This is a genomic window from Chitinophaga dinghuensis (assembly GCF_003259435.1).
In the GTDB taxonomy this organism is placed as follows: Bacteria; Bacteroidota; Bacteroidia; order Chitinophagales; family Chitinophagaceae; genus Chitinophaga; species Chitinophaga dinghuensis.
This window is the reverse complement of record NZ_QLMA01000001.1, coordinates 794,116-808,137: the sequence shown is the minus strand read 5'-3', so window position 1 is coordinate 808,137 and position 14,022 is coordinate 794,116. Positions and strand designations below refer to the sequence as shown.

The 14,022-nt window shown below is 46.2% G+C and carries 10 protein-coding genes; 3 read left to right on the top strand and 7 right to left on the bottom strand.

The window, feature by feature from the left end; all coding sequences use genetic code 11:
- Positions 1–25 precede the first annotated feature (25 nt).
- The 6 genes from CLV59_RS03360 to CLV59_RS03335 all read right to left on the bottom strand — a co-directional run bounded on the left by CLV59_RS03360 (position 26) and on the right by CLV59_RS03335 (position 9,188).
- Positions 26–901 carry a PKD domain-containing protein gene (locus CLV59_RS03360; protein WP_111590578.1) on the bottom strand — a complete coding sequence of 292 codons (876 nt, stop codon included), beginning with the start codon at positions 899–901 and terminating at the stop codon, positions 26–28.
- A gap of 30 nt (positions 902–931) precedes the next feature.
- Positions 932–2,479: a RagB/SusD family nutrient uptake outer membrane protein gene (locus tag CLV59_RS03355; RefSeq protein ID WP_111590577.1), complete on the bottom strand. Its 1,548-nt coding sequence runs from the start codon at positions 2,477–2,479 to the stop codon at positions 932–934.
- A 20-nt stretch (positions 2,480–2,499) separates the two neighbouring features.
- Positions 2,500–5,871 (bottom strand): TonB-dependent receptor, encoded by a 3,372-nt coding sequence (locus CLV59_RS03350; protein WP_111590576.1) that lies wholly within the window; start codon positions 5,869–5,871, stop codon positions 2,500–2,502.
- A gap of 347 nt (positions 5,872–6,218) precedes the next feature.
- Positions 6,219–7,442 carry a FecR family protein gene (locus CLV59_RS03345; RefSeq protein WP_146616115.1) on the bottom strand — a complete coding sequence of 408 codons (1,224 nt, stop codon included), beginning with the start codon at positions 7,440–7,442 and terminating at the stop codon, positions 6,219–6,221.
- Positions 7,443–7,497: 55 nt separating this feature from the next.
- Complete coding sequence (locus CLV59_RS03340) at positions 7,498–8,088, bottom strand: RNA polymerase sigma factor (protein ID WP_111590574.1); 591 nt, start codon at positions 8,086–8,088, stop codon at positions 7,498–7,500.
- Positions 8,089–8,222: 134 nt separating this feature from the next.
- Complete coding sequence (locus CLV59_RS03335; RefSeq protein ID WP_111590573.1) at positions 8,223–9,188, bottom strand: YheT family hydrolase; 966 nt, start codon at positions 9,186–9,188, stop codon at positions 8,223–8,225.
- A gap of 65 nt (positions 9,189–9,253) precedes the next feature.
- Between CLV59_RS03335 and CLV59_RS03330 the strand changes: the two genes are divergently transcribed.
- From CLV59_RS03330 to CLV59_RS03320, 3 genes are all read left to right on the top strand, one after another.
- Positions 9,254–10,093: a helix-turn-helix domain-containing protein gene (locus tag CLV59_RS03330; protein WP_111590572.1), complete on the top strand. Its 840-nt coding sequence runs from the start codon at positions 9,254–9,256 to the stop codon at positions 10,091–10,093.
- An 84-nt stretch (positions 10,094–10,177) separates the two neighbouring features.
- The gene (locus tag CLV59_RS03325) at positions 10,178–11,362 is read left to right on the top strand and encodes an MFS transporter (protein WP_211323708.1); all 1,185 of its coding nucleotides are present in this window, start codon (positions 10,178–10,180) and stop codon (positions 11,360–11,362) included.
- Positions 11,359–12,774, top strand: a complete 1,416-nt coding sequence (locus tag CLV59_RS03320; RefSeq protein ID WP_211323707.1) for an amidohydrolase family protein — start codon at positions 11,359–11,361, stop codon at positions 12,772–12,774. The genes CLV59_RS03325 and CLV59_RS03320 overlap by 4 nt, the downstream gene beginning before the upstream one ends.
- A 50-nt stretch (positions 12,775–12,824) precedes the next feature.
- On the opposite strand, the gene lepB is transcribed toward CLV59_RS03320, so the two are convergent.
- Positions 12,825–13,985 carry a signal peptidase I gene (gene lepB, locus CLV59_RS03315; protein ID WP_111590570.1) on the bottom strand — a complete coding sequence of 387 codons (1,161 nt, stop codon included), beginning with the start codon at positions 13,983–13,985 and terminating at the stop codon, positions 12,825–12,827.
- Between the last annotated feature and the right edge of the window lie 37 nt (positions 13,986–14,022).

Below are 14,022 nucleotides of genomic sequence, written 5' to 3'. Positions count from 1 at the left end.
TAACGACTCCATTCAAGATAGTATATTATCTGATCTGTTCCCAGAGGCTTACGCTGTCTACGGTAATACCGCCAGCGCCCAGGTTACTGGAAGCAGGGTTGCTGCCGAGAGAACCCGCTTTAATGACGAGGTAGTAATCACCGGAAGAACCGAAAGTGATAAATCCGTTTTTACCAGCTCCAGGGCCAAAGCAGGCAATTGTATTCATATTGCCGTTGAACGCAGCACCGCCGCAACCTTTTCTCGTATTCAGCGACACATACAAATTCGTAGTGTAGTCCCAGTTAGTCAACGGTTCGCTGTTGGAAAGATATACGTCCAACCATGCAGAGTCGCCCACCATACCATTACCATGTGCGTATACATTCACGTAGTAGTCGCGCATAGAGTTGATCTTAACTCTCTGATAGATAGCGCCATTACTGGTTCCTCCACTGGAGAAATTCACGCCTGTACCGGAGAAGTTGATAGTAGTAGCAGTACCAGGCGTTTTAAGCACCTTCCAGAAAGCGCTGGCGCCTGCATCGGTTAAATTGGCGCCTTGCAGAATCAAAGTGGGTGGCAGGTTATTGGCCACGCTTACTTTGTTGGTAGTGGTAGAAGAACCGCCTTGAGAATAGGCTACCAGTTTGATATCATAATCGCCTTTACGTCCGAAGGTAAAGGTATCTGATGGTAGTCTGGAAGCGCCGCCCACAGGGGTTGTCCAAACATACATGAATGCTCCCGGCGTAGTGTTATTTACTACAAAACGGTTCGCATTGGTGGCAACAGGGGCAACCGTAAAGGAAGCAGCAGGAATTGCATCCAGCTTCTTATTGCTGTTTTCCGGCGTGCAGGCAGAGAAAGAAGCCATACCTAGCATCGCGGCAACAAAAATATTTCTGTTTATAACGTTCATGGATATACGATTTTAGGATAACTGGCAACATTATTTAGTGCCGCCATATTCTTTGTTCTGTTCCAGCTTGGTGTTTTCCAGTTCCTGCAATGGAATTGGCAGGATTTCGTTTTTATTGGCTTTAAAACCTCTTGATCCCAGTACTGTAGGGGCCAGTCCGGTTCTTACCAGGTCAAACCAGCGTTGGCCTTCACCAGCCAGTTCCATTCTTCTTTCCTTCATGATAACATCGAAGGTAGCGGCAACAGCGGGCAAACCTACACGGCCACGAACTGCATTGAGCAGTTTGTAGGCGCGGGTACCCACGTCTCCCCCTTGACCTCCTTTTATCAAAGCTTCTGCTTCCATCAGGTAGCTATCAGCCAGGCGGATTTCGTACATATTCTGTCCGAAGTTCAGCTCTGTGTTACCACCGCCTTTGGTGATATTGGAGCTACGAGCAGCGAATTTTTCCAGGAAGTAGCCGGTATTCATATATCCTTTGTCATAACGTGCAATACCGTTCTTTTCCAGGCTGTCCAGATCAGCGATGGTATATTTAAAGCGGGGATCGTAATGCATCAGATCATAGAGATCCTGTGTTACAGGCAGGAAGCTCCAACCGGAATAATAATCAGGAGCGCCGGCAGTAGGTTTATAACCGCGTGGTCCTACCATGATGTTCAGTACATTACCTTCTGTACAGGAAACGCAGTTCCAGGTACCTCCACTCAATGAAGTGAAAGATATTTCGAAAATGGATTCGCTGTTGAATTTAGAGGCGTTGTCTGATTTCCAGAGATCACCGAAGTTTTTCAACAGGTTGTAACCATATTTCGCGCTCACATTACCCGGATCAGCGCCATTTACTTCCGCCAGTTCTGTAGCTGCTTCTGTATATTTCTGTTGCCAGAGATACACTTTACCCAGCAAAGCGTGTGCAGTACCTTTTGTAACGCGACCTAATTCCGCACCAGCCACTTTATCCGGCAGCTGTGATTCTGCAATAGCATCCTGAAGGTCTTTCACAATCTGTGCCCACACATCAGCAGGAGCGGCTTGTACAACAGAATAAGTTTCGCTGTTGGCCAATGGCTTAGTGATAAGCGGTACGTTTTTGAATAATCTGATGAGATCAAAATAGAAATGCGCACGAAGGAGTTTACACTCGGCTGCATAGCGCTTTTTCAGGTTCTCATCCATCGTGGCGCCTGGCAGCTTTGTGAGCAACAGGTTTGCACGGAAAACACCGGCAAAGCCTTTCTGCCAGAGTTCTGAAGAGGGTCCTTGTGCTGCGTCTACGGTGTAGTTGGTCATTACCTGTAAGCCAGATACGTCCGTGGCGCCACCGCCACCAGCATAATGGTCATCACTGGCGGCATCGGCCATACCCACTTTGGTTATGTACATGCTACCTTGCCAGCCCACCACATCATATACAGCGATCAGACCATTGAAAGCTTCCGTCTGATTGCGGTAGTAATTGCTTTCTACCGCAGTTCCTTTTGGATCAACGGTGATAAAACTCTTGCTGCAAGCTGCAAGAAGGATAAATCCTCCTGCTGCTGCCATGATATATTTAAAGAAATTTCTTTTCATCTCGTCCTGTGTTTAAATTATCAGAAAGTAACATTCAGTCCCACCATGTAAGAACGTGCCTGTGGGTAAATACCACGGTCGATGCTGGAGATGGTTCCACCGATTTCCGGATCAAAGCCGGTATATTTTGTGAAGGTGAACAGGTTCTCGCCTGTTACGTATATCCTTACACGTTGTGCACCGATGCGTTTGATAATCTGGTTAGATAAAGTATATCCCAGCTGTAATACTTTCAGACGTACATAGCTGCCATCTTCCAGGTAGAAATCAGAAGGATTGGAGAAGTTGTGATTAGGATCTGAATCAATCAGGCGCGGATAATCGTTGGAAGTACCAGCACCAGTCCAGCGGCCCAGGGCTTTCACCTGATAGTTAGCGTTCAGTACATCCAGACGACGAAGTCCCTGGAAGATTTTATTTCCGCCTGCACCTTGTGCAAACAGGGCCAGGTCGAAGTTTTTATAAGTAGCAGAGATGTTCAGACCATATGTCCAGGTTGGAGTAGGGTTACCGAGGATCTGACGATCAGCATCTGTGATCTGACCGTCGCCGTTGGTATCTACCCAGCGGAAATCGCCTGGTTTTGCATTTGGCTGGATTTTATTTCCTTTTGCATCTTTGTAGTTATCCACATCTGCCTGTGTCTGGAAGATACCGTTTGTTTTGAAACCATAGAAAGCATTGAAAGCCTGGCCCAAAATGGTACGGGTGATAGGATAAGTACTGCTTTGGAATGTTTGTTGACTGGTAGTGATGTAGTTAACGCCTTCACCCAGGTACAACACTGTATTTTTCACATAAGATGCATTGGCATTTACATTCAGTTTCACTTTTCCAACATTGCCATGATATCCCAGTTCCAGATCCACCCCGCGGTTCTGGTTATCCGCTACGTTTGCAGGAGGATTACCGAATGCGCCGGTGTAGGTTGGTACGCGTGGATTCATCAGGATGCCCACAGTTTTCTTATTGAACCAGTCAAATGTGAAGTTGAAATGTTGCAGGAATGCCATTTCAAAACCTATATTGGACTGACGGGTTTCTTCCCAATGCAGACCAGGGTTTGCAGGGGCATTCGGGCTGTTACCTACCCAGATTTTACCATCTGAACCAAGGGTATAGTTTCTGCCATCGCCAATAGTGGAGAGGAAGCCGTTGTCTGTAATGTTGTCGTTACCTACTGTTCCGTATCCACCACGGATTTTCAGGAAGTCGATTACTTTATTCTCTGGCCAGAAGTATTCTTTGGAAGGCACCCAACCACCGGAAACAGAAGGGAATGTTCCGTACTTGAATTCAGGGCCAAATCTGCTGGAACCATCTCTACGCACAATAGCGGTGAAGAGATATTTTTCCTGATAGTTATAGTTCAGACGGGCGAAGAGGGATGATACTCTATGCTCTTGTCCATCTTTACCACTTGCCAGGCGGTTGGCCTGTGCTGTGTTAAAGTTGAGGGATGCACCTTTGAAATTAGTTGCAGGAATATCGTAGTATACAACGTTGGTATTCGCAGTATGACCGTCCATATAAGCACCTTGTCCAACGAGGATGGTGAAGTCGTGGCTATTAATAATCCGGGAATAGGAGATGGTATTCTCCAGGTTCCAGGCAAGGCTGTTATTCTGGTCTCGTGCGAAGTTAGTACGAGGGTTGGTAGTAGAAGAGTTCAGGTAAGAAATAGGGTTAAATGTTTCTGAACCATAGAAGGCAAGTTTGCCACCCAGGGAAGAGCGTACTTTCAATCCTTTTATAGGCTCCATTTCCAGGTAAGCGTTACCTACCAGGTTATGCGCCCAGTTATAGTTACCCAGTCTGGCTTTAATATAGGCAAGCGGGTTAGTGATTTCTTGTCCCACTACGCCGGAAATACCGTAAGGGTTACCGTTGGCATCTCTCCAGATACCTAAGCCGCCATTGTTCGTATATGGGGAAGCGTTAGCTTTTGCAGGATCCGTTTCTACTACAGGAGTGATAGGGTCCAGGTTGATCGCAGAGCTAAGCGGGCCGCCAAATTCGGAGTTGGTGTTACCCAGGCTCAATGTTTTCTCATAAGAGTAGCCAATATTCTCACCGAAAGTCAGCCATTTAGCGATTTTATGAGCAGAATTGGTACGGAAAGAAGCGCGTTGATAATTGGAGATAGCAGAAGCAACGATACCTTCCTGCTTCATAAAACCAAAGGAAGTATAGAAAGTAGATTTATCGTTACCGCCGCTCAGACTCACTTCGTGGTTCTGACGGGCAGCGCTGTTATTAAAGATCTGCGCCTGCCAGTCGGTACCCTGACCCAGCGATTTTGGGTCTGCATATAAAGGCGCTTTGCCATCGGCAACGAGGGCCTCATTGCGCAGGGTAGCATATTCCATGGCATTCAGCATTTTCAGCTTGCGAGCTGGCGCCGAAGTACCGAGGTAACCATTGTAGCTGACAGACAGTTTCCCTGCTTTACCTTTTTTGGTGGTAACGAGGATAACGCCGTTGGCAGCGCGGGTACCGTAGATAGCGGCAGATGCAGCATCTTTCAGTACTTCAATGGATTCGATATCAGACTGGTTCAGGTAACTGATACCGCCGTTATCCACAACCACTCCATCCACTACCCAAAGTGGATCGTTATTATTAAAGCTGGTATTACCGCGGATACGAACAGCAGAAGCAGAACCGGGCTGACCGGAAGCCGCTACTACGGTAACGCCGGAAGTACGGCCTTGTAATACTTGTTCTACGCGGGTAACCGGCTGATTTTCAAATTCAGCAGATTTGATGGAAGAGATAGACCCCGTTACTACGCTTTTCTTCTGGATACCATAACCTACTACTACCGTTTCTGTCAGAGAGGTAGCAGAAAGAGAGAGTCTAACAGTCATCGGATTAGCCGACGCCTGCAACACTTGCTGAGTATAGCCGATAAAAGAAAAAGCCAGCTGGGATTTGGGCCCGGGCACTTTAATGGAAAATTTTCCGGCTGCATCTGTAGTGGTGCCTGTGCTGGTACCATTGATACGGATGGTTGCCCCGATAATGGGGTCGCCTTTTTCGTCCAGAATTCTCCCACTAACTGTAAGGGAGGAGTCCTGGGAGATAGTGGCGGGAGGAGGCAGCTTGATCAGGGTGATACGGGAACCGTCCACTTTATAGGACAATGGTTGTCCTTCCAGGGCTTTATCCAATGCTGCCTGAACAGATACATTCTTAACAGAAATAGTCACTGGATTAGTTGCAGCCAGTTGAGTTTCATCATAAACAACAGATATTCCCGCCTGACGGGCAACCTCTCTGAGCACTTTTTTAAGGGGGGCTCCTTTTTCTGTGAGAGTGATCTGCTGCGACAATCCTTTTGCGCTAATATGTAAGCACGCTGCAAGCAGCAAAAAGGCAGTCAATTTCATAACGCAGAACGTTTTTGTAGATATAAACTTCCGGGTACCGGAAACTATACCACTAAAGTTAAATTGCATACTTTTGTAGTGTTTGGGAATTGACGAATATGATTCGATAAGGGATTCTGTTCAGTTAACCTGCCCAAATGTTGCCGGGAGTGTTGCGAGCGCTTCCGGTTTTTTTTGGACAAGGAAACTGTTAGCTAGTTTCGGTTGTCATTGTGTGTTTGCTTTCTTTGTTTTCAGTTTTTACAATTAGTGAACGTGGTACTGCCGACGTGGAATAACGGCCATGATTATACGCTGTCCTTTCTTTTGGTTGTTTTAGTTAATAATTTTCTACTTCTCAATAAAATCTAGTTATCTGCTGCAGTTACAGTTAGCGTTCGTCCATTCAAATGAAAATCCGCTCCAGCACTCCTCAGCATAGGCAATATTTCTGACAGTGGAAGGTTTCTGCTGATACGGCCTCCCAACCTGGCGTTATTATGCAAAAATCTGTTATCTATGTCCAGGTCATACCAGCGTCCTAACTGACGCAATACGGTAGCAAGACTTACATTATCAAATTCAAAGAAGCCGGTTTTCCAGGCGATAACACCCTGTACATCCGCATCTTGTACAGTAGCAACTCCGGTTTCGTTGTCCAGAGCAACCTGCTGCCCCGGCTTCAGTATTTTCTCTGTCTTACCAGATATTACTTTCACCGCACCGTCTACCAAGGTGGTACGCTGCTCTTTTTCGTCTGGGTAAGACATAATATCAAAACCGGTTCCTAGTACCTGTATCGTCGTTTTTCCCGCCTGCACAATGAAAGGCTTATTACTGTTTTGTGCTACTTCAAAATAAGCCTGTCCTTCTATTTCCACCGTACGGCTATTGCCGGTGAAAGCTGTAGGATAGCGCAGACTGGAAGCGGCATTCAGCCATACGGTAGTGCCATCCGGCAATACCAGTTTGAATTGTCCGCCGCGAGGTACACGCAACATATTATATATCACCGCCTGTGTAGCATTACCAGCCGCCACATATTGCAACTGACCGTTTTTTTGCTTGATCTGCGTACCTCCCTGGGCAATGACCTGATGTCCTGCACTGTCCAGCGTGACCTGCGTTCCATCCGCCAGGGTCAGAATGGCTTTGTCTGATCCCGGCTTAATATCTGTTACATGCACGATAGGCTGAATTACAGCCGGTTGCACGCGATGATGCTTTATAAAATAGCCAGCGCTTACCACCAGCGCAGTCATGGCAGCAGCTGCCGCTAACCACTTTTTGCGGCGCTGCTGATACATAGGCACCACTTTGTTCTTACTAATTTCCTGCAATAGCCTCGTTTCCACACGATTACTCATCGCCTCAGGCACATTGACAGGGGTGGACATCGTCCGCTCAAAATCCTCCTGCATCGTAGTGAGCGCAGCACGCCGCGCCTCAGGGGTGTTTAGCCATGCTAGCAGTTCTTCGACTTCTGCAGGCGTACAATTCCCATCCAGGTATCTGGTCAAAAGTTGCTGATAATAAGATGCAGGGTGATGCATAACGTTTTTAACGTGTCCGGCACTTTTTAGCAGTGCCACTGTTTATAATATCCGGAAATGAAGAAACAGGGTACCCCCTGTCAAAAATATTTTTTTAGTTCATCATAGCCGCCACCATACAAGAGGCGATTAATATATCCCCATGACGATAAATATAATCCTGAATGAAGCGCATACTCAGTACCATATGCTTCTTGACAGCATTCCTGGAGATGCCTAAAATGGCCGCTGCCTCATCATAACTCTTTCCTTCCTGCCTGCACAGGCGGAATACATTCTGACGCTGTACCGTAAGCCCCGCAAAAGCTTCCTGGAATAAACGGTTATATTCCTTTGACAACACATCCGTTTCATTGCTGTGCTCCCGCTCCTGCAATTGCATAAACAATTGCGCCCGGAGTGCATGGTCATCTGCCAGCTTATGAATTGTTTTTAACACATGATTCCGTGCTATCCTGTACAGATAGCCGCTAAATGATAGTTGCGGATTAATTCTTTCCCGTATTTCCCAAACCTTCAGGAATACGTCATGCACCAGATCTTCCGCCAATGACGGGACCTTACAGAATCGTAACAAGTAAACATACAAACCAGGGTGATAGTGCCGATAAATACTTGAAAAGGCAGATTCATCTCCATCACGCATCCTGTTTAACACTTCCTCTTCGGATGGCATACGCTCCATAGTAATAAGAAATAGATGCTAAAGGCTGAGCGTAAATTATAAAAAACAGTTAAAATTACAAGGTGTTTTTAACAATCTCTTGTAGCAGATGATTTTGGGAGACACAATTCTTATTAAAGGTATTTTTTACACTATCAGCAGATAGCAGCAGTAAACTCCAGCGCACGTCTTTCTGACCAATAAACCGGGTCTTTAAAACCTACGAAGCCTACATGTCCTCCGGTTCGAGGCGCTTCAAAATGTAAAAAGGGATGCGTAGCCGCCAACTCAAACGGAAAACATTCCTTGCTTAAAAACGGATCATCCTGCGCATTAATGAGTAAGGCAGGAATACTGATATTTTTCAGATAGTACAGCGAGCTGCATGCCGTCCAATATTGCATGGCATCTTTAAATCCATGTATAGGCGCTGTATAACGATCGTCAAATTGCCGGAAATTGCGGATTTTATTATAATCAGTGAGATCAATTGCTTCAGGATACTGCACCTGTTTATCTTTCAGCTTCTGGCCCAAACTACGGATAAACCGGTTCATATAAATGCTGTTATGTCCCTTGGCCAGTTCCACGGAACTACTGGCCAAATCACAAGGGACTGAAATAGCCACCGCCGACCGTATCAGCGGATTAATCTGCTCTCCTTGTTCGCCCACATATTTCAGGGTTACATTTCCTCCCAGAGAAAACCCTACCAGGTGAATAGCGGAATATTTTTTCAAGGACGCGATATAACGAATAACGGTATCCAGATCGCCGGTTTCTCCACTGTGATAAAATCGTAATGCCTGATTGGGCTCTCCACTGCAACCACGGAAGTTCATCGACACAGAATCATACCCCCCCGCATTGAAATGATGCACCATTCCCAATACATATTTCCTGGAAGCATCTCCTTCCAGTCCATGCAAAATCACCACGACCTTGTCGTTTCCTTTTTCACTGAAATCCAGATCCAGGAAATCACCGTCAGGTGTAGGTATACGCTCCCTTCTATAATCCGCCGGCGCTATTTTGCGAAATAGTGTGGGATAAATCGTCAGTAAATGACGGTTGCGCAAGAACATGGGCGCTTCATATGCTGAATGGTTCACGAGTGGCATAACACCACAAAATTAGTCACTTTCACCTATAATTAGCACAAATCATTGTACTACCTTTATAACATATGAAACTGCCTGTTTTCGGTATAGAAAAGATATTTGACCTTCCCTACAGAGCGGAAGATTTCAAAATCATTCAGCATGCCCCTATCAACACCACTGTGATAGCGGAACCGCATAAACATGATTTCTATATGCTGATGCTCATAGAAAAAGGAGCAGGCACACATACCATCGATTTTGAAGAATATCCTGTACACGACCGCTGCATTTTTTTCCTCGCGCCAGGCCAGGCCCATCAATGGGATATCTCCGCAGATACCCACGGCTACCAGGTGATGTTTTCTCCAGCTTTCCTTGCTCAGAAAGGCCCGCTGTGGCCCTTCTTCACACCTAATGCGATTCCTGTTCTCCAACTTACCCCCGCACAGTTGAAACAAATCCAACAGGAATTCCGCCTAATGAACGAAGAAAATGCCCATCACCAGCCACTCTACAGCAATATCCTCCACCATCGTTTACAAGTGGTTTTATTCCTGCTCCAACGTTGGTATACCACCGCGCATCCTGGAATCAGCCACAGTACCAGCAATCACCTGATTAATAAATTTCTGCAACTGTTAGAAAGACACTATACCCAGGAAGCAGGCGTTCAGTTCTATGCCGACAAACTCCATATTACCCCCAGCTACCTGAACCAGGTATGTAGCCGCGAAACAGGACGCACCGCCGGAGAATATATCCGCGAACGCATACTCCTGGAAGCCAAACGCATGCTCTCCCTCACCACCATGGACATCCGCGAAATAGCTTATTCACTGGGCTTTAAAGATAGTTCCTACTTCTCCCGCTTCTTCCGCAAATACACTTCCCAGACCCCATTGGAGTTCCGACGCAAAAAATAAAAAGTACCCGCAATGTGATAATGAGTACCATTTTCCCCTTCTACCTCCCGCTACCTTTGCAGGTATATGATTGAAAATGTTTTTATGGACAAACGTGTAAAAGCCCCTGCTACCACGATAAGCAAAGGACTGGTTATGCTGATGGCCATCACATGTGGATTGGTAGTTGCCAACATTTATTACAACCAACCTCTGCTGGTACAAATCGCAGAGACATTCCACCTGAGCGCTGGCCAGGTAAGCATTATAGCTACTATTACCCAGGTAGGTTATACACTGGGATTATTATTCATTGTGCCGCTGGGCGATAAAACAGAAAGACGAAAACTAATCCTGATAAAAATTGCAGGCGCCGCTGTCTGCATGTTCCTGGCTGCCGCCGCAGTCAACTTCCCCATGCTGATAGCGGCCAGTTTACTCATAGGATTCTTCTCCGCCGTACCACAACTGTTGCTGCCCATGGCCGCTACACTGGCTCCGGAAGAATCCAGAGGGCGCATTGTAGGGAAAGTGATGAGCGGATTACTCATCGGCATCCTCTTATCCCGTACCCTCAGCGGCTTTATTGGCGCACATTTGGGCTGGAGAACAGTATTCATCACCGGCGGTATCTCCATGGTGATACTCATGTTTATTCTTGCCGCTAAACTGCCTAAAAATCCGCCTTCCTTCATGGGAAGCTATGCCAGCCTGATGAAATCACTGGTTACTTTAATCAGGGAATTACCTTCCTTACGACAAGCAGCTTTCACCGGCTTCTGCATGTTCGGCGCCTTCAGCGTCTTCTGGACCACCCTCGTATTCCTGCTGGAAGGAAGTCCTTTCTTCTTCAAAAGCGATATGGTAGGTTTATTTGGCATCATCGGAGCCTGTGGCGCACTGGCAGCGCCTATTGCCGGTAAATCGACCGACAATAAAGGACCTCACTTTACAATTCGTTTAGGTATTATTGCCGCACTGGCCGCCTATCTGATAATGGGCTTCTCCGCCGCTTCGCTGTTAGGTTTAATAGCAGGTGTAATATTGTTAGACGTAGGTATGCAGGTAACGCATATCTCCAATCAATCGAAAGTATTTGCACTGCGTCCGGAAGCCAGAAGCCGACTCAATACAGTATATATTTCCAGTTCCTTTGCAGGCGGTTCCGTAGGATCATTACTGGGCGCCATCGCATGGGGCGAAGGCGGTTGGATAGCCGTATGCTTACTGGGCGCGGCATTCATACTGACCGCATTTATCATCAACATAAAACAACGCCACCTACAATGATGAAAAAAATTCTGCTGGCCGCTATCGCAATGGCAGGTAGCATCAGCGCCTTCAGCCAACAGGCCGATCTCATTATCCGCAACACGAAAGTCATCGACGTTCGTACCGGAGAAATTAAATCAGGCCAATCTATCATCGTTCGCCATGATACGATCATCGCTGTTACAAACGATAGCAAGGCCAATAAATTCAAAGCCAGCGAAACTTACAACGCTGCCGGAAAATATGCCATGCCCGGATTATGGGATATGCACATGCACTTCGGTGGCGGCGATACCCTCGCCAATGAAAACAAAAACTTCCTCCCTTTATATCTGGCCCATGGTATCACCACCGTGCGAGATTGCTCCGCAGATATCAGCGACCTCGTGATAAAATGGAGAGGAGAAGTCAACAATGGTACCCTGCAAGGTCCTACTATTTTCACCTCCGGACCTAAACTGGAAGGCTATAAATCCATCTGGCTGAACGACCTGGAAATAGGCACCAGCGAAGAATTGCAAAAAGCGCTGGATTCATTGCAACGTATTAAAGTGGACTTCATAAAAGTGACAGACAACACCCTCAAAAACGATCTCTATCTCGAAGCTTTGAGGGAAGCCCGGAAACGCGGATGGGCCGTGTCTGCCCATATTCCATATACACTCACAATGGACCAGGTTACAGCAGCAGGACTGAGCGCAGTAGAACATCTGGGATATGCGTGGAAAGCAGGCGTGAAAGATGAAGCCGCCTTATCTCAGATGATTGCAAAAGGCGAATTGAAAGGTCGTGATATTAACAAATATATCATGTCTCATTTCGACACCGCAGCAGCTATGAAAACGTATCGTATGATGGCCGCCCGCGGTACAGCAGTAACGCCCACGCTTACACTGCCTCACCTGCTTGCCTACCTGGATCAGGATGATCATAAACATGATCCCTACCTGCAATACATCGGTAAAGGGATTCAGGGCACTTACGCATGGCGCGTAAACCGTACCATGCAAGACGATAGCGCCGCTATCGCATGGCGCAAGGAAGTATTTGCCAAAACCGCGGCGATTCTGCCGCTGCTGGAAAAAGCCGGCGTGAAACTAATGGCAGGTACAGATGCAGGCTATCTTAACTCTTACGACTATCCGGGAATTGGTTTGCACCAGGAACTGGCACTGATGGTACAATTCGGCCATATCACGCCATTGCAGGCATTACAAGCCTCTGTGATTAATTCTCCTGAATTCCTGCACAAAACTAATTACGGCGCAATCGCTCCCGGTAAAAAGGCAGACATCCTATTATTGAATGCCAATCCACTGGACGATATCACCAACACGCAAAAAATAAATGCAGTAGTAGTTAAAGGGAAACTGCTGAACAGACAAGCGCTGGATGGATTGTTACAACAAGTAAGCAACAGCAATAAATAGAATAATGAACATTGAACTGCCGTCTCTGCTCCATCTGCAGAGACGGTTTTTTATTGAATAAAGTGAAGCATTCTTCGCCATCTAATATTACCAGGACCCACGCTTAACCATATCAAAGACGCCTTTCCTACAATGTGATCTTCCGGCAGAAAGCCCCAGTAACGGGAGTCTTCAGAGTTATGCCTGTTATCTCCCATCATCCAGTAATAATTCATTTTAAATTTATAGGAAGACGCGGGCACTCCATTTATCAATATCCTTCCTTTCGTCGTATCCAACTTATTCCCTTCGTAACTGGCAATTATCCGGGTATATAACCCGATGTTTTCGTTGGTCAATTGCACTACATCTCCTTTCTTCGGCACATAAACAGGACCATAGTGATCCCGGTTCCACGCATACATGGTATCATAAGGGAACATTCTTCTATCCTTCTCGGTTGACAAAAACACCTCCATCCGATAACCCATCTTTCGCAGTTTTTCACTCGCCTCTGCTGTTAGGTTATACAATGTTTTGGTTGAATCTGCATAAAACTGATAGAAATTACTATCGATTCGTAAAGCCTTGCGCAATGAATCTGGCAATGTTTTACAAGAGTTATCGATAATTACGTATTTCAACTCTGATGTTGGGGGTAATACTTGCGGCTGACCGTTAACAGATATCATGGCATCCCTGATGGTGATCGTATCTCCCGGTAATCCTATGCAGCGTTTTATCCAGGTAGCCCGCTTATCTACCGGACGGACATCCAATAAATATCTTTCTTTATATAATTCATGATAATAATCTACCTCTTCGCCTTTTTTATTCAGTAACACCGAATCTCCTATTGGTAAATTAAATACAATCACATCATTTCTCTTAGGCTTGCCAAATCCTGGCAGCCGCATAAAAGGCCATTTAACAGCGGTGGAATAAGGCTTTACCCCCACAAAAAAAGGCATGGTAGCATTTGTAAATGGAATGGCCAGTGGGGTATTAGGTATCCTGGGGCCATAACTGACCTTACTTACAAAAATATAATCGTTCACTAATAACGTCTGCTCCATGGATGGAGAAGGGATAACAAATGCTTCAAATAGAAATGTTCTGATGAGAGTAGCCACTATCACTGCGAAAACAACCGCATCAATCCATTCCCTGAGCAATGATTTCTTTTTCTTTTCAGTATTCGCGGCAGGCTTACGTGGGGAAAAAAACTTCATCCGTCACTGATTTAAGTGTGGATGAATGTACTATACC

Bases quoted from the DNA above. Each gene is read 5' to 3' on its own strand.
- CLV59_RS03330 (WP_111590572.1), top strand. From the start codon at position 9,254: ATGAAACTGCCTGTTTTCGGTATAGAAAAGATATTTGACCTTCCCTAC.
- CLV59_RS03325 (WP_211323708.1), top strand. From the start codon at position 10,178: ATGGACAAACGTGTAAAAGCCCCTGCTACCACGATAAGCAAAGGACTG.
- CLV59_RS03320 (WP_211323707.1), top strand. From the start codon at position 11,359: ATGATGAAAAAAATTCTGCTGGCCGCTATCGCAATGGCAGGTAGCATC.
- CLV59_RS03335 (WP_111590573.1), bottom strand. From the start codon at position 9,188: ATGCCACTCGTGAACCATTCAGCATATGAAGCGCCCATGTTCTTGCGC.
- CLV59_RS03350 (WP_111590576.1), bottom strand. From the start codon at position 5,871: ATGAAATTGACTGCCTTTTTGCTGCTTGCAGCGTGCTTACATATTAGC.
- CLV59_RS03340 (WP_111590574.1), bottom strand. From the start codon at position 8,088: ATGGAGCGTATGCCATCCGAAGAGGAAGTGTTAAACAGGATGCGTGAT.
- CLV59_RS03355 (WP_111590577.1), bottom strand. From the start codon at position 2,479: ATGAAAAGAAATTTCTTTAAATATATCATGGCAGCAGCAGGAGGATTT.
- lepB (WP_111590570.1), bottom strand. From the start codon at position 13,985: ATGAAGTTTTTTTCCCCACGTAAGCCTGCCGCGAATACTGAAAAGAAA.
- CLV59_RS03360 (WP_111590578.1), bottom strand. From the start codon at position 901: ATGAACGTTATAAACAGAAATATTTTTGTTGCCGCGATGCTAGGTATG.